Origin of the sequence: Noviherbaspirillum sp. (assembly GCF_035944575.1) — a bacterium.
In the GTDB taxonomy this organism is placed as follows: domain Bacteria; phylum Pseudomonadota; class Gammaproteobacteria; order Burkholderiales; family Burkholderiaceae_D; genus Noviherbaspirillum.
In genome coordinates this window covers 36,258-55,528 of sequence record NZ_DASZBA010000175.1, presented here as the reverse complement: position 1 = coordinate 55,528, position 19,271 = coordinate 36,258, and the positions used below count along the sequence as shown (strand labels likewise).

General features: G+C 59.5%; 20 protein-coding genes and 1 riboswitch. Of the genes, 17 read left to right on the top strand and 3 right to left on the bottom strand.

The annotated features are described in order from the left end of the window. The 3 genes from VGU61_RS13000 to metK all read right to left on the bottom strand — a co-directional run. Window positions 1-539, bottom strand: a 539-nt coding sequence (locus VGU61_RS13000; protein ID WP_326859556.1) for an adenosylhomocysteinase, incomplete at its 3' end; no start/stop codon positions are given. A 27-nt stretch (window positions 540-566) separates the two neighbouring features. Continuing rightward, window positions 567-649, bottom strand: a riboswitch (S-adenosyl-L-homocysteine riboswitch). Window positions 650-669: 20 nt separating this feature from the next. Further along, entirely contained in the window at window positions 670-1,596 is a 927-nt protein-coding gene (locus tag VGU61_RS12995; RefSeq protein ID WP_326859555.1) for a M14 family zinc carboxypeptidase, read from the bottom strand. Between the two features lie 122 nt (window positions 1,597-1,718). Further along, window positions 1,719-2,882, bottom strand: a complete 1,164-nt coding sequence (gene metK, locus VGU61_RS12990) for a methionine adenosyltransferase (RefSeq protein WP_326859554.1) — start codon at window positions 2,880-2,882, stop codon at window positions 1,719-1,721. Window positions 2,883-3,059: 177 nt separating this feature from the next. Between metK and VGU61_RS12985 the strand changes: the two genes are divergently transcribed. The 17 genes from VGU61_RS12985 to hslV all read left to right on the top strand — a co-directional run bounded on the left by VGU61_RS12985 (window position 3,060) and on the right by hslV (window position 19,256). Further along, window positions 3,060-3,914, top strand: coding sequence for a lysophospholipid acyltransferase family protein (locus VGU61_RS12985; protein ID WP_326859553.1), 855 nt, complete (start codon window positions 3,060-3,062; stop codon window positions 3,912-3,914). After that, window positions 3,911-4,789 (top strand): lipid A biosynthesis acyltransferase, encoded by an 879-nt coding sequence (locus VGU61_RS12980; protein ID WP_326859552.1) that lies wholly within the window; start codon window positions 3,911-3,913, stop codon window positions 4,787-4,789. The genes VGU61_RS12985 and VGU61_RS12980 overlap by 4 nt, the downstream gene beginning before the upstream one ends. Before the next feature lie 62 nt (window positions 4,790-4,851). Continuing rightward, the gene (dapF, locus tag VGU61_RS12975) at window positions 4,852-5,703 is read left to right on the top strand and encodes a diaminopimelate epimerase (protein WP_326859551.1); all 852 of its coding nucleotides are present in this window, start codon (window positions 4,852-4,854) and stop codon (window positions 5,701-5,703) included. 94 nt (window positions 5,704-5,797) lie between these two features. Next, on the top strand, window positions 5,798-6,466 hold the full coding sequence (locus tag VGU61_RS12970) for a DUF484 family protein (RefSeq protein ID WP_326859550.1): 669 nt from the start codon (window positions 5,798-5,800) through the stop codon (window positions 6,464-6,466). Between the two features lie 35 nt (window positions 6,467-6,501). Beyond that, window positions 6,502-7,467, top strand: a complete 966-nt coding sequence (gene xerC / locus VGU61_RS12965) for a tyrosine recombinase XerC (RefSeq protein ID WP_326859549.1) — start codon at window positions 6,502-6,504, stop codon at window positions 7,465-7,467. A gap of 72 nt (window positions 7,468-7,539) precedes the next feature. Beyond that, entirely contained in the window at window positions 7,540-8,742 is a 1,203-nt protein-coding gene (locus VGU61_RS12960) for a class I SAM-dependent rRNA methyltransferase (RefSeq protein ID WP_326859548.1), read from the top strand. A gap of 78 nt (window positions 8,743-8,820) precedes the next feature. Next, on the top strand, window positions 8,821-9,345 hold the full coding sequence (locus VGU61_RS12955; protein WP_326859547.1) for a Fur family transcriptional regulator: 525 nt from the start codon (window positions 8,821-8,823) through the stop codon (window positions 9,343-9,345). 43 nt (window positions 9,346-9,388) lie between these two features. Continuing rightward, window positions 9,389-10,444, top strand: coding sequence for a GTP-binding protein (locus VGU61_RS12950; RefSeq protein WP_326859546.1), 1,056 nt, complete (start codon window positions 9,389-9,391; stop codon window positions 10,442-10,444). A gap of 678 nt (window positions 10,445-11,122) precedes the next feature. Further along, window positions 11,123-11,527: an RNA polymerase-binding protein DksA gene (dksA, locus tag VGU61_RS12945; protein ID WP_326859560.1), complete on the top strand. Its 405-nt coding sequence runs from the start codon at window positions 11,123-11,125 to the stop codon at window positions 11,525-11,527. 207 nt (window positions 11,528-11,734) lie between these two features. Then, entirely contained in the window at window positions 11,735-12,397 is a 663-nt protein-coding gene (locus VGU61_RS12940) for an ABC transporter ATP-binding protein (protein ID WP_326859545.1), read from the top strand. Between the two features lie 5 nt (window positions 12,398-12,402). Then, complete coding sequence (locus tag VGU61_RS12935; protein WP_326859544.1) at window positions 12,403-13,611, top strand: ABC transporter permease; 1,209 nt, start codon at window positions 12,403-12,405, stop codon at window positions 13,609-13,611. 16 nt (window positions 13,612-13,627) lie between these two features. Next, entirely contained in the window at window positions 13,628-13,864 is a 237-nt protein-coding gene (locus VGU61_RS12930; RefSeq protein WP_326859543.1) for a hypothetical protein, read from the top strand. Between the two features lie 103 nt (window positions 13,865-13,967). Then, entirely contained in the window at window positions 13,968-14,477 is a 510-nt protein-coding gene (locus VGU61_RS12925) for a DUF3299 domain-containing protein (protein WP_326859542.1), read from the top strand. Window positions 14,478-14,487: 10 nt separating this feature from the next. After that, entirely contained in the window at window positions 14,488-14,841 is a 354-nt protein-coding gene (locus VGU61_RS12920; protein ID WP_326859541.1) for a hypothetical protein, read from the top strand. Window positions 14,842-14,916: 75 nt separating this feature from the next. After that, window positions 14,917-16,920 carry a TonB-dependent receptor gene (locus VGU61_RS12915; protein ID WP_326859540.1) on the top strand — a complete coding sequence of 668 codons (2,004 nt, stop codon included), beginning with the start codon at window positions 14,917-14,919 and terminating at the stop codon, window positions 16,918-16,920. Window positions 16,921-17,127: 207 nt separating this feature from the next. Further along, entirely contained in the window at window positions 17,128-18,561 is a 1,434-nt protein-coding gene (locus VGU61_RS12910; RefSeq protein WP_326859539.1) for an STAS domain-containing protein, read from the top strand. A gap of 158 nt (window positions 18,562-18,719) precedes the next feature. Continuing rightward, complete coding sequence (gene hslV, locus VGU61_RS12905; protein ID WP_326859538.1) at window positions 18,720-19,256, top strand: ATP-dependent protease subunit HslV; 537 nt, start codon at window positions 18,720-18,722, stop codon at window positions 19,254-19,256. Window positions 19,257-19,271 lie beyond the last annotated feature (15 nt).

Here is a 19,271-nt window from a genome sequence, read left to right as displayed (position 1 = left end):
ATCGAATTGAACAGGCAGACCGCCTCGTCGGAATCCGGATTGTTCAGCACGCTTGCATCCTTTTCGGCGCGGGTGCCGAGATGCAGCAGCAGCGTGGCGTCGCCGCCGTCGTCGAGGATCATGTTGGAGTACCCGCCGTCTTTCCATTCAAAGATGCGGTGGGTGAAATCCCAGTACTCGTCCAGCGACTCGCCCTTGAACGCGAACACGGGCGTACCGGCTGCGGCAATCGCGGCGGCGGCATGATCCTGGGTCGAATAGATGTTGCACGACGCCCAACGGACCTGGGCGCCCAGTGCCTCCAGCGTCTGGATCAGCACCGCGGTCTGAATCGTCATGTGCAGCGAGCCGGTGATACGGGCGCCCTTCAGCGGCTGGGCAGCGGCGAATTCCTCGCGGATCGCCATGAGGCCCGGCATTTCGGTTTCGGCGATCTTGATTTCCTTGCGGCCCCAATCGGCGAGGCTCAGATCGGCGACGAAATAGTCCTGGGCAGGGGAATTGGCGGAACTGGTAGATGTCGAGATAACGGCGCTCATCACGCCCTCCTTTCGTTAAGAAAAAAAGTAACGTGAGCGCGGTTGCGATGATGCGGGTTCCAAGCCTGACAAGATGAAGGAATCATCCTGCTGCAACGCTCCTTGGAGGCGAAATTATACCGTAGCTTTTTCAGCGCGTCGCTGTCGCCGCCGTGGAAGCCGACTTCTCCACTTTGGCCGAAGTACGCTGCAGCGCCGCCTGCCGGTCATTTTCCTGTGCCACATTTTTTTCTATCCAGTTCAGCATGTCCTGCCAGATCCGGCGAGACTCGGCAACCGGCGGCATGTCCAGCGCATTGGGCAGTTCGATAGTCACAACCGGCACTTTCTTGTGCATCCCGCCATAGTTGCCGAGCGAGCCGGGGTAGATGCCGACGCGATTGAACATCAGGCGGCCGAAATTGCGCGGGGGCTGTGCCGGTCCGTCAAAGTCCAGCACGCCAAACGGCGCATGAACCGAAATGATGACATCCGGCTTGAAGCGTGCAATCTCGTCATTCACCCACTTGCTTTCCGGCTCGGACAACGGCGCCTCACCCGGAAAACGACGCGGATCCTTGCCGGTCTTTTTTGCCCAGTAGGCAGGGGCATCCTGCTGCCAACCCGGCGTTGGAAAATTACGGTTGAGATCAACGCCGTTGGCGTTCACGCGTGTCGGCCTCGGCGCAAGCAAGCCGTCGGGATTCAGGACCGGCACCACGTTCCATTGGAATTTTTGTGCCTGCGCAGAATTGATCCATTGCAGCCACTGGAAGACGATGGCCGATGCGGTGAGCTCGTCCCCGTGTATGCAGCCGAGCAGCAGCACACGCACCGGTTTCGCGCCGGCTGTCGTTCGTGCGGGGATTCGTTTGGCGAGAATGGGAAAACCCATGTATGACGATGCGCCGGTCGGAACCAATGCGGCCTTTTCGCACATCGCCATCGATATACCTGGCAACCGCGGCGTCAGCCGCTTGCACCATTCATCCTGGGACATCGGGCGTGCAACTTCGGCCTGCGCCTCGGCACTGATCATGATAGCGGCCAGCACGGCAGTGCGAAGAAGCGATTGCACGATGTCCTACCTTTTGTCCAATTGGAAATAACGGCGAACCGGGCCACATAAGGTCATGCCTGACCTTATGTGGCCTTTGCCTCTTTAGATTGCTAGGGGATTGTGAAGTACGGCAACTGAATTTACAAGCCTGCGGCCGCGCGCAGAGCTGCCGACTTGTCGGTGCGCTCCCAGCTGAACTCCGGTTCTTCGCGACCGAAGTGTCCGTATGCTGCCGTCTTTGCATAAATCGGGCGCAGCAGATCGAGCATTTGCACGATGCCCTTCGGACGCAGGTCGAACAATTCCTGTACCAGAATCGCCAGTTTGTCGTCGCTGATTTTGCCGGTGCCGAAGGTTGTGACCATGACCGATGTCGGCTTTGCAATGCCGATCGCATAAGAGACCTGGATCTGGCAGCGCGATGCGAGACCTGCCGCAACAATGTTCTTGGCCACGTAGCGGCCGGCGTAGGCGGCGGAGCGATCCACTTTCGACGGATCCTTGCCGGAGAAGGCGCCGCCGCCATGCGGTGCCGCGCCGCCATAGGTATCGACAATGATCTTGCGGCCTGTCAGCCCGCAATCGCCTTGCGGGCCGCCGATGACAAAACGGCCAGTCGGGTTGATGAGATAACGTGTGTTCTTCAGCCATTCCTTCGGCACCACGGGCTTGATGATTTCCTCGATGGCAGCTTCTTCGATCGCCTTGTGCTGCATGTCCGGGCTATGTTGCGTGGACAGCACAATCGTATCGATGGAAACCGGACGACCGTCCACATATCTCAGTGTCACCTGGGATTTTGCATCCGGCCTCAACCACGGCAGGCGACCGTCCTTGCGGAGCTGCGACTGACGCTCGACGATGCGGTGCGCGTAATAGATTGCTGCAGGCATCAGCTCCGGCGTTTCATCACACGCATAGCCGAACATCAGGCCCTGATCGCCGGCCCCCTGGTCAAGGTCAAGACCTTTACCTTCATCCACGCCCTGGGCGATGTCCGGGGATTGCTTGTCATAGCAGACCATGACCGCGCAGCTTTTGTAATCGATGCCGTAGTCGGCATTGTCGTAACCGATGCGCTTGATGGTGTCGCGCGCCACGCCGATGTAATCGATGTTGGCATGCGTGGTGATCTCGCCGGCCAGCACGACAAGGCCGGTGTTGCAGAGTGTTTCAGCGGCGACGCGCGCCTTGGGGTCCTGGGTGAAGATTGCATCCAGAATCGCGTCGGAAATCTGATCCGCGACCTTGTCGGGATGTCCTTCGGAAACGGATTCGGAGGTAAAGAGGTATTCGTTTGACATCGCAGGTTCCTGTAGAGTTATTGACCATGTCGCGGCCAGCTACACGAGCCTGCGACGCTTTAGCGAAATTTGTAGACCGCCTCGCAAGTTGTCTATTAACTCGGCGGATGTATCAAGGTAACACGTGTGCTATTTTACGCGTCTTGAAAAAAATCACAATTCCGTCCCGCGGCGTTCATGCTCCTTTTCCTGTTCCGCTTGTTATCAAAACTGCCCTTGCCTGCCCTGCATGCGCTTGGAGCAACGCTTGGAGAAATGGCATGGTGGACATCGGCGTCGTACCGCAACAGGTTGCGCGACAACATCCGGCGCGCCGGTTTTCCGGATCAATTGAAGTCTGCGATTCGTGAAGCCGGCAAGAGCGTGCTGGAATTGCCTTTCGTCTGGTGCGCGAGACAGGACCGCGTGGTTGCCAGCGCGAGCATGGAGGACTGGGATCTGGTGCAAGCTACTCTCGACGCCAATCGCGGCGTGATATTTCTGACGCCTCATCTTGGATGCTTTGAAATTCTGGCACAGGTTGTTTCCTTCAGACTACCTTTGACGGTGCTCTACCGGCCGCCGCGCAAGGCGGCGCTGAAACCTTTGATCGAAGGCGCACGGGCCCGCACCAGTCTTGCATTGGCGCCAGCCAATCTTTCCGGCGTGCGCATGTTGCTCAAGGCGGTGAAACAAGGCGGCGCAATCGGCCTGCTGCCCGACCAGGTACCGCAACAGGGCGAAGGCGTCTGGGCGGACTTCTTTGGCAAGCCGGCTTACACCATGACGCTGCCGGCGAAATTACAGCAAATGACGGGCGCGCCGATTCTTCTTGCATATGCGGAAAGACTGCCGCACGGAAAAGGATTCGTGCTGCGGTTCGTGCCTTTTACGCATACTCTGGGGGACACGCCTGCACAACAGGCACGCGCCATCAACGCAGCGATGGAAGAATTGATCGCGCGCTGTCCGTCCCAGTATTTCTGGAGCTATAACCGCTATAAAACCCCGGCCGGTGCCGCTTCGCCAACGCAGCAGGAAGAGGCGAAATGAGGCTCCTGCTCGGCGTGATGTGGATCTTGCATTGGCTTCCTCTCCCTCTGCTTGGCAGATTGGGCAATCTGGTCGGGTCGCTGCTGTTCGTGCTGGTGCGTTCGCGCCGCAATATTACCCTGATCAATTTGCGTCTCTGCATGCCGGAGTTGCAGGAAGCGCAGCACCGCCGCCTGGCACGACAGCATTTCCAGGCGTATGCACGCAGCGTGCTGGAACGCGGCGTACTATGGTGGGGATCGGAGAAACGGCTCAAACGGCTGATTGTCGTGGAACCAAGCGTTCCGCTGGAAGAAATTGCCTCCCGGCCGACCATCCTGCTGTGCCCGCACTTCGTGTGTCTGGATGTGGCCGGCGTCGCCGTGATGCTGCAATCATCGCTGTGCTCGATCTACACACGGCAGCGCAATCCGGTTTTTGATGAGGCCCTGCGCAAGGGCCGCACCCGCTTCCGTCCGATCAAGCTACTGTCGCGCGCCGAGGGGGTGAAGCCCATTATCCGCGCGATGCGCGAAGGCCTGCCGTTTTTCATGCTGCCCGACATGGATTTCGGCGCCAAGGATGCCGAATTCATTCCGTTTTTCGGCACTCCGGCGGCAACGCTCACCGCGCCGGCACGGATCGCCGCAGCGACCGGCGCGCAGGTGATTCCGGTGGTGGCAACCTTTCTACCGAATTTTCGTGGCTGGAAAGTCAATTTCTATCCTGCCTGGGAAGATTACCCGGGCGGCGACATCATCGCCGCCACCCGCCGGATGAACGCGTTTATCGAAGCACGGGTGCGGGAGGCGCCTTCCGAGTATTTTTGGGCACACAAACGCTTCAAAACCCGTCCGCCAGGCGTGCCGGACATCTACGGAAAGAACAGGCAGTAGTCAACACATCCTCGGACTGCCAAGTACCTGAGCACCGAATCGATGCGGTCTATAATCGCGCCATGAAACTCAAATTCACGAAAATGCACGGAGCCGGCAACGACTTCGTCGTCATCGACGCAATCAATCAGCGCGTCGACCTTACTCCCGCCCAATGGAAACTGCTGGCAGACCGTCGCTTCGGCGTCGGGGCCGATCAGATGCTGGTGGTGGAAAAGCCGGCATCGCCGCAGATGGATTTTCGCTACAGGATTTACAACGCCGACGGCGGCGAAGTGGAGCAATGCGGCAACGGAGCACGGGCCTTTGTCCGCTTCGCAATCGAAAAGGGACTAACCGACAAGCGCGCCATCAAGGTCGAAACCATGTCGGGCGTGATTGAACCGAGACTTGAGACCGACGGCAATATCACCGTCGACATGGGGGCGCCGGTCCTTGATCCCGCTTCGGTGCCGTTCGATGCCGCCGGATTGCAGGGAAAAGCCGAAGGCGACGATACGCTCTGGCCGCTGGATGTCGGCGGCCGCACCTGCTGGATATCGGTGGTGTCCATGGGCAATCCGCATGCGGTCCAGGTAGTCGACGATGCCGCGACGGCGCGCGTGGAGACCGATGGTCCTGTGATCGAACGACATGAGCGCTTTCCGAAACGCGTCAACGCCGGTTTCATGCAGATTGCGAACAAGCATGAAATCCATTTGCGGGTGTATGAGCGCGGCGCCGGCGAAACGCTGGCCTGCGGTACGGGCGCCTGCGCGGCGGTGGTTGCAGGCATCCGGCGCGGGTTGCTCGCGTCGCCCGTCAAGGTCAATACCCGCGGCGGCGTACTGTCGATCGCATGGCAAGGCGGCGATTCCCACGTGATGATGAGCGGGCCGGCGGTCAGCGTGTTCGACGGCGAGATCGATATCTGACGATTTCCGCTTCGCCGGCCACCCCTTGCGACGCAATCGATGTCGGTTAAAATCACGGCTCTCCGATTTCGCCACCCTTTACCAAATTTCCACCATGAGCCATCACCTGGATTCCGCCGCTGTCGCCGACTATCTGCTGGAAAATCCGCGTTTCTTTGAAGAGCACAGCGAGCTTCTGGGGAAGGTCAAACTGACAAGTCCGGTTGCTGGCCGCGCGCTTTCGCTGCAGGAACGGCAGATGGAAGTCCTGCGCGAAAAGATCAAGGGCCTCGAACTCCGCATGGCCGAATTGATGCGCATCGCTCAGGAGAATGATGCGATCACCCAGAAATTCCAGCTCTGGACGCGCTCCCTGCTGCTGGCGCGCAACGACGTCGATCTCCCGCATGCACTGATCAACGGCTTGCAGACCATTTTTTCGGTGCCGCATGTGACCTTGCGCATCTGGGGCGTAGCGGAAGAATTTTCACATACCTGGTTCGCGGCGGAAGTGTCGGAAGACGCCCGCCTGTTCACCAACGGCCTTGCCGCGCCCTTCTGCGGCCCGAATCATGATTTCGAAGCGGCAACCTGGATGGACGACGCGGAGTCGATCCAGTCGATCGCGATGCTGCCCCTGCGAGTGGGCGCGTCGCCGGAAGCCTTTGGCCTGCTGGTGCTCGGCTCGCCCGATCCGGGCCGTTTCCGCGCCGACATGGCAACCGATTTCCTATCGAAAATCGGCGAGACCGGCAGCGCCGCGCTCACTTGCCTGCTTGACTAAGCGCCTTACCGGACAAGGCGCTGAATAGGCATTCATTGAACACGAACACCGACCGACAGAATATCGCCGCCTACTTGGAAAGCTTGCGCACACAACGCAAGCTTTCGCCCCACACATTGGATGGTTACGGACGGGATTTGCTTGAACTAATCGGGTTTGCCGACTCGCTGCCTGCCGTAACGCCGCTTGCATCAGTTACGCATTTCCACATCCGGAAGTTCGCCGCCCAGTTGCATGCAAAGGGATTGAATGCACGTTCCATCGCGCGCAAGCTGTCAGCGTGGCGGGGCTTTTTCGAATGGCTGGCTGAGCACGGCTCTCTGGCGTCAAACCCGGTCGAGGGCGTCAAGGCGCCGAAGCGAAATAAGCCGCTTCCCAAAGCTCTGTCGGCGGACGATGCGGTGCGCGTCGTATCGGAAGGCAATCCCGGCAAGCAAGCCGATTCCGCGAGCCAGCTTTGCAATCGCGCAATGTTTGAGCTGTTGTATTCGAGCGGGCTGCGGGTGTCGGAGCTGACATCGCTCGACGTCCGTTTCGTCAAGGACGGCACCTATGTATCCGCCGGATGGATCGACACCGACGCGCAAGAGGTTATCGTGACCGGCAAAGGCGGCAAGCAGAGGAGCGTCCCGGTTGGCCGCCCGGCACTGCAGGCCCTTGCGTCATGGATGGCTGTGCGGCAGACGCTTGTCAAAGCCGATCCGTACCCCTTGTTTCTGAGCGAGCGCGGCACCCGCCTGTCGCCGCGCGTGCTGCAGAAACGGCTGAAAGCGCATGCGCATGCGCTCGGCATTCCGGCCGACGTCCATCCGCATGTGCTGCGGCACTCCTTCGCATCTCATGTACTGCAGTCATCCGGCGATCTGCGGGCGGTGCAGGAAATGCTTGGCCATGCGTCCATTGCGGCGACACAGGTTTATACGTCGCTGGATTTCCAGAGACTGGCGCAGGTATATGACGCGGCGCATCCGCGGGCGAAGAAGAAGGATTCTTCGAGCTAGCGCTCCATCTTTTCACCACCAGCGCGCATGAGCCGGTTTCCGGCCGCGCATGGACATATTAGAGTTTTCGTCATGCTGACCATCACATTAAAACCAGGCAAGGAAAAAAGCTTGCTGCGACGCCATCCATGGATATTTGCCAGCGCCATCGACCGGGTCGAAGGCAAGCCGGAGGAGAAGGCGAAATCCGGCTCGACCGCCGTCGTGCAATCGTCTTCCGGACAATTTCTGGCACGTGCCGCATTCAGCCCGAAATCCCAGATCCGTGCCCGCGTCTGGAGCTTCGATCAGAATGAGCCGATCGACCATGCGCTGATCAAGCGCCGTATCAGGAACGCGCTTTCCTACCGCACGTCAAGCGTGCGCGATACGGATGCGATCCGCCTGATATTCGGCGAGGCGGATGGTTTTCCCGGACTGGTGGTGGACTGGTATGCCGGCAAGCAGGGTACGCTCGTCTGCCAGTTTCAATCCGCCGGCGTGGAAGCGTGGAAAGTGCCCATCGTGCAGGCGCTGATTTCGGAAACAGGCTGTCCGAACGTTTATGAGCGCTCGGACGCATCGGTGCGCGAGCGTGAAGGCCTGCCGCTGGTCACCGGCGTGCTGGCAGGCGACGAACCTGGAACGGAAATCCATGTCGTCGAAAACGGCGTGCATTATGCGGTGGACATCAAGCATGGGCACAAGACCGGTTTTTATATCGATCAGCGGGACAACCGCAGACTGGTGATGGAACAGGCGGCCGGGCGTGAAGTCCTGAATTGCTTCTGCTATACGGGCGGTTTTTCGCTGGCGGCATTGAAAGGCGGAGCCGCCAGTGTGTTGTCGATTGATTCGTCAGCGGACGCATTGGAAACCGGCAAGCGCAATATGGCGCTGAACGACTTCGCTCCGAGCTTGGCGGAATGGCGCGATGCGGACGTGTTCAAAACCTTGCGCGCCCTGCGTGAACAGGGACGGACATTCGACCTGGTCGTCCTGGACCCGCCAAAGTTCGCCTCCTCGCCCGATCATGTCGAACGGGCGGCGCGCGCCTATAAGGATATCAACCTGCTGGGAATGCAATTGCTGCGTGAAGGCGGCCTTTTATTCACCTATTCCTGCTCGGGTGCGATCAGCGCCGACCTGTTCCAGAAGATCGTAGCCGGAGCGGTAAACGATGCAAGAGTCGACGCGCGCATCGTCCGCCGCCTGTCCGCCGGCATCGATCATCCGATGACCACCAGTTTCCCGGAAGGAGAATATTTGAAGGGCCTGATGCTGCAGAAGCCCTGAGCCGCCACGAATATGCAACTCAATTGCATACTTGCGGCATAATTAACCGACTGCGTCACTTCGGCATCGCTTGACACCATGAAAGCAAAAGCATCCGCCCACTTCAGCCAGCCCATCCGCAAACCGGATGCGCCGCAGGCACTCGCACTCGCGGAAGCGCAACTGCGCCAATCGTCGGTGCGCATCACTGCTGCGCGCATCAAGGTGCTGGCCGCGCTGCTGAGCGCCGAGCGGGCATTCACGCACCAGGATGTACAGGACACGCTGTCCGGCATGGACAGGGTCACCCTGTACCGGGCGCTCGATTGCCTGACCGATGCCGGGCTGGCGCACAAGATTGCCGGCGACGATCGCGTGTTTCGCTACAGCGCCGGCGCCGAACATGCCGACGTGCCGACTCCTCCGGGCAGCGAAGGCCAGGTGCCGCATCACCAGCAGCACGGCCACTTCAAATGCACCCACTGCGCCAAGGTGTTCTGCCTCGAAAGCATCGGCGAGCCGGAACTGCTGCATCGTGCGCTCCAGCAAACGCTGGGCAAGGGTTTCCGCAGTCACGACATTGAATTCACCATCAAGGGCTGGTGCGCCGACTGCGCGCATTAAGTACGGTCGACCGCCGGCAACGCTCCAACTTTTCCCAATCATCATGGCACTGATTCCCGCTACCATCCTCACCGGCTTTCTCGGCGCCGGCAAAACCACTCTTCTCAATCGCATCCTTCGGGAGCCCCACGGTTTCAAGATCGCCGTCATCGAGAACGAGTTCGGCCAGGAGAACATCGATAACGAGATCCTGGTACAGGACAGCAATGAGCAGATCGTGGAGATGAGCAACGGTTGCATCTGCTGTACCGTGCGCGGCGATCTGATCGTCGGCCTGACCGCGCTGGCACAGAAGCGCAGCGCCGGCCTGCTCGACTTCGACCATCTCGTCATTGAGACTACCGGCCTCGCCAATCCGGGGCCGGTGGCGCAAACCTTCTTCATGGATGAAGAAGTGGCGATGCATTATCTATTGGATGCGGTCGTGACCGTGGTCGATGCGCGACATGGCATGCAGCAGCTCGACGAGCATGAGGAGGCGCAGCGCCAGGTCGGTTTCGCCGACAAACTATTGCTGTCCAAGACGGACCTGGTCGACCCGTCCGACGTGCGCAAGCTGACCGATCGCCTCAAGCGGATCAATCCGCGTGCGCCCATCGGTACCGCCGACTTCGGCAAGGTTCCGATCGCGGAAGTGCTGGATATTCGTGGCTTCAATCTGAACGACAAGCTGGACATCGATCCTGACTTCCTCGCCGCCGCGGAACATCACGACCATGACCATGATCATGACGGGCACGAATGTGACGATGCCTGCGGACATGACCACGCACACCACGACTACCATCATGCGCATCATTCCGACGACATCGCCGCGTTTGCCTTCACAAGCGACCGTCCGTTCGATACGGCGAAACTGGATGAATTCCTCGGCGGACTGGTACAGGTTTATGGCCCGCGCATGCTCCGCTACAAAGGCGTGCTATGGATGAGCGGCGGCGATCGCAAGGTGGTGTTCCAGGGCGTTCATCAGATGATGGGAACCGATATCGGCGCAAAATGGGCGGATTCCGAACCCAGATACAGCAAGATGGTATTTATCGGCAAAAATCTCCCGCAGGAAACTTTTATTCGCGGTCTGGAACAGTGTTTGGTATAAACTAATATCGTTTGTTACAGGTTTTTCAGCAATGAGGGGGTGTTACAAAGCTGGCGCAGGCCCGTGCCGTACGTGCGTTCGACAGGATTGAAGTTGATTGATGCCGCAGCAAGCGCGCCAGGAATGCGTAACGCCCAGCGGAATCGCGCCATGTCGGGCAGTTCATTGAACGAGGATATTATGAACGCAACCGTTACAAGATCCGCTACCAAAACTGCTGCTTCCAAGGACACCGGCAAGAAGGCGCCGGTTCCCGTCAAGACCAAGACCGCGGGCGGCAAAACGGCCAAGGCCGGGTCGGCCGCGCTGAAGACCTCTACCACCGCCCCTAAAGACGAGGCCAGGGCAGCCGTGAAGGCGGTTGCGAAGCCTGCCGTAAAGGCATCATCAAAGCCGGCTGTTTCAAAAACAGCCACTTCAAAAAAAATTACACCCGAGGCCAAGCCGGCACCGGTAAAATCGGCGACCGATAAAAAGAAAAGTCCGGCACCGGTGAAACCAATATCGGATGTTGCCGCCAAAGCAGAGCCAAATGCCGCGGAAACTGGCGTGTATATGAGCGGCAACAAAGTCGACGCCAATTTAAGCGATAAAATTGAACAAACCGAAGTTTCGAAAGTAAGCGAAGTGGCCACTAAAACAACCAAACCGACACCTTCCGTCCCTGCCGACGGTGCACTGCTGACCGAAGCCCAAATCCTGGCAATGGACGAAAAGGACTACATGAACGACGCGCAGCTTGCCTTTTTCAAGGCACGCTTGCAGCAACTCGAAAAAGACTTGCTCAAGAATGCCGGTGAAACTACCGAGCATCTGCGTGAAACCGTGCTGGTGCCTGATCCCGCCGACCGCGCGACCATCGAAGAAGAACACGCCCTTGAGTTGCGCACCCGCGATCGCGAGCGCAAGCTGCTGAAGAAGGTCCAGCAGTCCATCGCCAGCATCGATGCAGGTGAATATGGCTGGTGCGAAGAAACCGGCGAGCCGATCGGCATCCCGCGTTTGCTGGCCCGTCCCACCGCGACGCTGTCGCTGGAGGCGCAGCAGCGGCGCGAGCTGAAACAAAAGCTGTACGGCGATTGATACCCTGCCGGGGACGCCTGGCTGCAGCAAAATACAAGCGTGCATGGCATTCACCTGCACGCTTTATTTTTGCATTTTTGTTGCAAGTTTGTTATCAATGGCTTGTTGCCGCATCGTTCAATGCATCAATGACCGCTCGGTCCGGATTACTTCATATCGAATCCGGAAGGTATTCGAAGAGCCTGACTGCCAAGCTATAATGCAACCATGTTGCATATTTCAAACCTTCATTACCGTTATCCAGGACCCGCCGGCGCCGAACTCACGTTGCCGGCGTTTTCGCTTCCTGCGGGCGAACACGCGATTGTGCTGGGGCCTTCCGGCTGCGGCAAATCGACGCTCCTGCATCTGCTTTCCGCCATCCTGAAACCGCAGGCGGGCTCGCTTAACGTCGCAGGAACGGATATCGGCGGACTGACCCCGCGCGCAGCAGACCGCTGGCGCGGCCGTCACATCGGATTCCTGCCGCAGAAGCTCGCACTCGTGCCGAGCCTGTCGGCACGGGAAAATCTGCTGCTTGCCGCTTACGCGAATGGCGAGCCGGGCGATGCGGCGCGCGCCGATGCCCTGCTCGGCGCACTGGGATTGGCGGACAAGGCGAAAGCCAAGCCACACCAGCTAAGCCAGGGCCAGCAGCAGCGGGTCGCCATCGGGCGTGCACTGTTCAACAAGCCGGTATTGCTGCTTGCCGACGAACCGACCGCCAATCTCGACGATGCGGCATGTGCGGACGTGACGGCCCTGCTCATTGCGCAAGCCGCCGAAGCAGGCGCCTCCCTGGTCATCGCCACCCATGACGCACGCGTCCTGGCCGCTTTGCCCCAGGCCACCCTGCTGCGCCTGCCCGTTTCGGCAAGGAGCGGCAATTGATGCGCATGAATTCCTTCTCCCTCGCAGTGAGATCACTGCGTCACAAGCCATTGTCCACAGCGCTCAATCTGCTGTTGATGGCGGTAGGCATCGCGATGATGACCTTCCTGCTGGCGGCCTCCGAGCAGCTCAAAAACAATGCGATGCGCGATGTCCAGGGCATTGATCTGGTGGTCGGCGCAAAGGGCTCGCCGTTGCAATTGATCCTGTCGTCGGTCTATCACGTCGATATCCCGACCGGCAATATTCCGCTGGCGACACAGGCGCAACTAACCAGGAACCGGATGGTGCACAAAGCGATTCCACTGGCGCTGGGCGACAGCTATCGCGGCTTCCGGATCGTCGGCACCACAGGCGAATACATCGCTCACTACAATGGCACGCTCTCTACCGGAAGATTGTTCGATGCGCCGATGCAGGCGGTCTTCGGCGCCGACGCAGCCGCGAAGGCAGGTGCAACGCTGGGCATGCAGTTCGCCGGTGCGCACGGCCTTGCGCAAGGTGGCGAGCAACATGCGGATGTGCCCTTTACCGTCGTCGGGATTCTCAAGCCGACTGGCACGGTGCTGGACCGTCTCGTGCTGACGCCGGTGGAATCGGTCTGGCGGGTACATGAGGTTGAGCATGGCATCGATGTCAACGACAAGGAGGAAAAGGCCGCGATGGATGAGGAGCGCGAACTGACTGCGATTCTTGTTCAGTATGCCTCCCCGCTGGCGGCCGTTTCCCTGCCGCGCTTCATCAACAGCCAGGGCGAATTGCAGGCGGCGCAACCGGCGTTCGAGTCGGCCCGACTGTTCCGCATGCTCGGCGTCGGCGTGGATGTATTGCGGGGTATCGCGGCATTCGTGCTGCTGGCTGCGGCGCTGTCGTTGTTTGTTGCGCTGTATAACGCCCTGGAGGAACGACGTACCGATCTTGCCATCCTGCGGGCCTTGGGTGCGCCGCCATCACGGTTGTTCCTGCTTCTTCTCGCCGAAGGGATGCTGCTGACATTGGTCGGCGCCGCCCTGGGATGGGCAATTGGACATATCGCGGTCGAGCTGCTCGGCCAAGTGTTGGCGCGTGACCAAAACCTGCATCTGTCCGGCTGGGCCGTGGCGCCGGATGAAGTATGGCTGCTTCCGGTCGCAGCAGGCGTCGGCCTGCTGGCGTCCGTGCTTCCTGCGATACGCGCTTACCGAACCGATATCGCTGCAACACTTTCACGCTAAATTTCAGGAGAATGCAATGAAACAAGTCATCGCAATTTTGCTCGCGGCGATATCCGTGTCGGCTCAAGCGAAGGAAGACCCTTCCCATCTGAAAGCGCTAATAGATCAGCACAAGGCAATAGCCGCCGCGCATGACAATGCGGCGCAGTGCCTTGCCGCCGGCAAGAAGGAAGAAGATTGTCATGCCGAACTGCTGAAGGCCTGCAAAGGCATCGCCATCGGGAAACTGTGCGGCATGAAACACAAGCATTGATCGGTTGGCCATTAGCGGCCTCCCACACGCGAAACAGCAATGCAATCGACAGCGGCTCAACATACAATCGACACGTTCTCAACCGCCCCGAAAAGGAGAAACGATGCGTGCACTACTCCTCCGCCTGCTGGCCGTTCCGGTCATGGCTTTTTCAACACAACTGGCGGCGCAACCTGCCGCCCCGGCCGTAGGCCACGTGCCGCCACCCGGCGCGTCTGTCCCGCCGATGCAGGGCTTGACGGATCTTCCCGGTGTCGTGTCCTGGAACACACTGGCCAAGGTAAAACAGATCAAGACCAAGGACCGCATCCTGCCGGAATTCACCCAGGATGTCCTTGCGCTGAATAACAAGGAGGTGAAATTGCAAGGTTTCATGATGCCGTTGGAACCGGGCGAAAAGCAGAAGCATTTCCTCATCTCTCTCAATTCGCAAAGCTGCTCGTTCTGTCTTCCGGCCGGGCCGGAAGGCGTGGTGGAAGTAAAGTCCAAGACTCCGATCAAATTCACCGCCGAACCGATCATCGTATCGGGCCGGATGAGCGTATTGAAGGACGACCCGATGGGCTTGTACTACCGCCTTACCGACGCTTCGCCCGCGACGGCGGTCAAGTAATCCGATCTATATGCATCGTCCATTCACCAGCACACATCGCATTCTGTTTGCCATTCTGATGGCGGCGGCGCTGGTGTTCGCGCAATGGCTTGGACTGCAACACCGGATCGTGCACGCAGGTCTGCAGCATAGCCTTGCAGCCACGCTGTCGGACGAAAGTGCGCCCGATCAGTCGCACGCACCTGACGCAAGCCATTCCTGCGCAGTGTTCGACGCTGCGGCGATGGCCGACACGATGCATGTCCCGCCTTATATCGCGCCGCTGATGACCAGTAATGAAGTGCTTGCCCGATGGGCTGCCTTCCGCTGCTGGGATGCGCCGCTCGCGCTTCATTTTTCCTCCCGCGCCCCGCCCTCAGCCTGATTTTTTGCATTGCATAATCCGCTGCCCGCGTAATGCCGGCAGCTGCCTTTTATCTTCTCAAAATCAGGAATTTCCATGGTCGCCCAACGTAACCTGTTGGCAAGCGCCGTCATGTCGGCGCTCGCATCTTTTTCGTCCACCGTTATCGCCCAGGAGCAGACGCTTCCTGCCGTGACCGTCAAAGCGGCGCCGTTCAGCGGCGACGAAACCGCGCAAATTCTGGCGCCGGCCCGTGTCCTGTCCGGGAATGAACTGCGCGACAAGATCAACACCACGCTCGGCGGCACGCTCGAACGCGAGCCCGGCGTTTCCGCATCAAGTTTCGGCGCCGGGGCATCGCGCCCTGTCATTCGCGGACTGGAGGGCCCGCGCGTCAAGATCCTGCAAAACGGCATGGCAGTGTCGGATGTATCGTCGCTATCCTCCGACCACGCGGTCGCAACCGAATCATCCAGCGCGCGCCAGATCGAAATACTGCGCGGCCCGGCCGCGTTACTGTACGGTTCCGGCGCGATCGGCGGACTGGTGAACGTCGTCAACGACCGCATCCCGACCGAGTTGGCGCCGCAGGCATACGGCGAAGCGGAAATGCGCTTTGGATCGGTCGACAAGGCGAGGGAGATGTCATTCTCGGCCGACAGGGCCGTGGGTTCGATCGGACTGCATATCGATGGCCATGCGCGCAACACGGACAACTACCGGATCCCCGGGTTTGCCGTACTTGACGATCCCGATTCCGCATCGGGCCGCCTGCCTTCATCCTTTACGCGTTCACGTGGAGTCGGTATCGGCGCATCGCACATCGCGCGCTGGGGTCACGTCGGCGCGTCGGTCGATGTTCGGGATGACCGGTATGGCATCCCGACCGAGGAACGCGCCTTCATCGATCTTTCGCAAACCCGCTTCGATATCGACGCATTGATCAAGCAGCCGTTGAGTGGCCTGGAATCCTTTCGCTTCAAGCTCGGCGCAAGCGATTACAAGCACACCGAAAAACTGGAAGATGGCACGCCGGCCACCGATTTCAATAACGATGCCATCGAATCCCGGTGGGAAGCGACGCACGCACCGCTGGCCGGCTGGCGCGGTGTATTTGGGCTGCAGACAGACAACAACAAGTTTTCCGCGATCTCGGCGGAAACCGGCAGGCCGGATACGGTTCCCACAACGAAATCGAGATCGCTTGCCGCATTTATCGTGGAGGAAAGGGACTTCGGACCAGTGCGCGCCAGCGCCGGCCTGCGCCTGGAGTCGGTGAAGCGGCGGCCCGACGCGCCCGACCTGTCGCAGCGCAGCTTTGATCTCAGCTCCTATTCGCTGGGCGGCTTATGGACCTTCGCGCCGGGCTATGGTTTCGGCACGACGCTATCGATTGCCCAGCGTGCACCGACGACCGAAGAGCTCTACTCGAACGGCCCGCATGAAGCCACCCTCACCTTCGATGTCGGCGATCCGGCACTTCGCAAGGAAACCTCGCGCAACATCGAGCTGAGCCTGCAGAAAACCGAAGGATTGGTGCGCTGGAAGGCGAATGTCTTCCGCAACCGCTTCCGCGATTTCATCTACGGCCGCAGCGACGGAACCCTGCTGGACGAAGAAGGCATTGCCGATCCGGCGGGTGAGTTCAGGCAGCGATTCTGGTCGCAGGCCGGGGCAACCATCCGTGGGGCCGAACTGGAAGCGAGCTACAACCTGCGCGGCGAAGGCTGGTCGCTGCGCGGCTTCGCCGACACTTCGCGCGGCCGCCTCGATGGCGCCGGGAACCTGCCGTTGCAGCCGGCCACCCGAGCCGGCCTGGATGTGGGCTACAAGCAAGGAGCATGGCGCGGCGGCATATCGGCGCTCCATGCGAAGCGGCAGGATCGGCTTGCCGCTTTTGAAACAGTTGCCATTCCGTCCTATACGCGGCTCGACGCCAGTCTGTCCTACACGCAGCGGCTGAACGGCACGGAAGTGACATGGTTTGCGCTGTTCCGGAATTTGCTTGACGAGGAAATCCGGTTGTCGACGTCGGCGTTGCGTGAATTCGCACCGCAGGCCGGCCGCAATCTGATTGTCGGAGTACGTGGCCGCTTCTGATGCCGGACCCGCGCGGCGCTCGCGGCGAGCGCCGCGCGGATCGAAGATCCTTGTTTTTTATGCCACATGACCTGCGTTTGACAAAGCAACACAGGCCCACTCTAATAAGGATCCTGCTGGAAATTTGTGTTACCTTTGCTTTTCGTTTCAAGCTTTTTCCCGCTGACGGTCTTGGCGGGATTCAGATGCAATCAAATCAGGGACAACGTGGGGATCTTTTCACTTTTCGGCAAAAAAGAAGGGCAGCAGGCAAATACCGCTGCCAAGGATTCTTCGCGCACCAAGCGTGACGCTGCCGCGACGCGTACCGATACCGCGAAGACGCCCGCCCGCCCGCCCGCACCGCCTGCCGGAAAACGTGACGTCCAGGCCGCCCGTGCGACCGCGATGAAGATCGATGCGATCGAATCGGAAATGTCATCCGAGTTCGTCAAGCCCACGACCATCCAGCCGATTACCCGTCCGGGCCCGAATACGATTGCCGGCTCGCCCTCCACCAAAGCCGGATTCGAAAGAACGAAGACTGGTCAGGCGAATTCGGAACTTCCGGCTCTCGACTTCACGCAACCCACATTGCCCATGATGGGCGAAACCACCGAGTTCCTGCTCGGTGGCCGAAGCACCCTGAACAATATCGCCGTGCCGGCGACCGATTCCATGGCCGTCATCGAAGAGGCTGCCATCCTGTTTTCCAACAACCAGCCGGAGCCTGTGGAGCAGATGCTGCTCGGCGCCATCGCCGAGGACAATCTGGGCGATCACACCCAGATCGCTTGGCGCATGCTCTTCGATCTGTACCAGTGCGTCGGGAAACAGAAAGAATTCGAGAACCTGTCCGTCGAGTACACCCGCAAGTTCGAAACTTCGCCACCTGCATGGATCGCAACCGGTCAACCGGAACCCGCAGCGAAGCCCTCGCCGTCCGGCGGCGCGCCGATGGTGCCTTTTTCCGGCAAGCTCGATGCCAACAGTGTCAAGCAGATCGACCGTGTGCTGAAGCTCGCGGAAACGCACCGTGTATTGCGACTGGAGTTTGCCCGCGTTACGGAAGTCGATCCGGCTGGATGCGGTTTGCTTCTCAATGCATTGAAGAAATTGCAAAAGTCCGGCCACGATTTGATCTTGGTCGGCGCACCGGAACTGGCTGTTAAGATTCGTGCCACGCTGGAAGTCGGGCGTCGTGACGAAACCGAAGATCCGTGGCTGCTGCTGCTCGAAATCCTGCGCCTCCTGAATCAGGAAAAGGAATTCGAGGAAACCAGCATCGATTACTGCGTCACGTTCGAGGTGTCCCCGCCTGCTTTCGTCGCCCCGAAGAACAAGATCACTACCGCAGCTGAACAGGCCCATCAGGACGGCGGAGCGGACGTATTCATGATGCCGAACGTCATCGAAGGCAAGATAGACCAGCTTATCGTCGCCATCGCCGCCTTCTCGGATGAACATGATCCCGCGATCCTTGATTGCACGCGGCTTTCTCGCATCGACTTCACGGCGGCGGGACGGTTGATGAGCGGCCTCGCCCCCTTCTGCGGTGCCGGTAAGACGATCGAGATGCATAACGTCAATCATCTGGTGGCAGCGCTGCTCAATGTGATCGGCCTGAAAGAAATCGTACGCATCCTGCCGCGCAAAACCTGATTTTCTCTCTGTTCATTACCCCTCCGGTTTTACCCTTCCCCCACCGCTGTCGACTAGACTACTTGTATTCGGTCGGCCCATCCCCATTTTGACCGGATAGCAATTTCTGCACGGAGATGCTTTTCACTCCGTTTCATTTCCTATTTTCTGGGGATCACATGGAACAATTTCACGGCACAACCATTTTGTCCGTGCGTCGCGGCAATGTTGTTGCGCTCGGCGGCGATGGCCAGGTAACGCTTGGCAATATCGTGATGAAAGGAAGTGCGCGCAAGGTCCGCAAACTGTATCAGGGCAAGGTGCTGGCCGGTTTCGCCGGCGGCACCGCCGATGCGTTCACCCTGATCGAGCGCTTTGAAGGCAAGCTTGAAAAGCACCAGGGCCATCTGATGCGCGCGTCGGTTGAGCTGGCCAAGGATTGGCGCACCGACCGCATCCTGCGTCGCCTGGAAGCCATGCTTCTGGTGGCCGACCGGGAATCCACGCTGGTCATTACCGGCAATGGCGATGTGCTCGAGCCGGAGAACGGCATCGGCGCCATCGGTTCGGGTGGTGCATTCGCGCAATCCGCCGCCAAGGCCCTGCAGGAAAATACCGAGCTGTCGCCGCTCGACATCGTGAAGAAGTCACTCACGATTGCCGGCGAGCTCTGCATCTATACCAACCTGTCGCACACCATCGAAACACTGGAATAACGACACGCACCGATT

Bases quoted from the DNA above. Each gene is read 5' to 3' on its own strand.
- metK (WP_326859554.1), bottom strand. From the start codon at position 2,882: ATGTCAAACGAATACCTCTTTACCTCCGAATCCGTTTCCGAAGGACAT.
- VGU61_RS12985 (WP_326859553.1), top strand. From the start codon at position 3,060: ATGCTCCTTTTCCTGTTCCGCTTGTTATCAAAACTGCCCTTGCCTGCC.
- VGU61_RS12980 (WP_326859552.1), top strand. From the start codon at position 3,911: ATGAGGCTCCTGCTCGGCGTGATGTGGATCTTGCATTGGCTTCCTCTC.
- dapF (WP_326859551.1), top strand. From the start codon at position 4,852: ATGAAACTCAAATTCACGAAAATGCACGGAGCCGGCAACGACTTCGTC.
- VGU61_RS12970 (WP_326859550.1), top strand. From the start codon at position 5,798: ATGAGCCATCACCTGGATTCCGCCGCTGTCGCCGACTATCTGCTGGAA.
- VGU61_RS12960 (WP_326859548.1), top strand. From the start codon at position 7,540: ATGCTGACCATCACATTAAAACCAGGCAAGGAAAAAAGCTTGCTGCGA.
- VGU61_RS12955 (WP_326859547.1), top strand. From the start codon at position 8,821: ATGAAAGCAAAAGCATCCGCCCACTTCAGCCAGCCCATCCGCAAACCG.
- VGU61_RS12950 (WP_326859546.1), top strand. From the start codon at position 9,389: ATGGCACTGATTCCCGCTACCATCCTCACCGGCTTTCTCGGCGCCGGC.
- VGU61_RS12940 (WP_326859545.1), top strand. From the start codon at position 11,735: ATGTTGCATATTTCAAACCTTCATTACCGTTATCCAGGACCCGCCGGC.
- VGU61_RS12935 (WP_326859544.1), top strand. From the start codon at position 12,403: ATGAATTCCTTCTCCCTCGCAGTGAGATCACTGCGTCACAAGCCATTG.
- VGU61_RS12930 (WP_326859543.1), top strand. From the start codon at position 13,628: ATGAAACAAGTCATCGCAATTTTGCTCGCGGCGATATCCGTGTCGGCT.
- VGU61_RS12925 (WP_326859542.1), top strand. From the start codon at position 13,968: ATGCGTGCACTACTCCTCCGCCTGCTGGCCGTTCCGGTCATGGCTTTT.
- VGU61_RS12920 (WP_326859541.1), top strand. From the start codon at position 14,488: ATGCATCGTCCATTCACCAGCACACATCGCATTCTGTTTGCCATTCTG.
- VGU61_RS12915 (WP_326859540.1), top strand. From the start codon at position 14,917: ATGGTCGCCCAACGTAACCTGTTGGCAAGCGCCGTCATGTCGGCGCTC.
- hslV (WP_326859538.1), top strand. From the start codon at position 18,720: ATGGAACAATTTCACGGCACAACCATTTTGTCCGTGCGTCGCGGCAAT.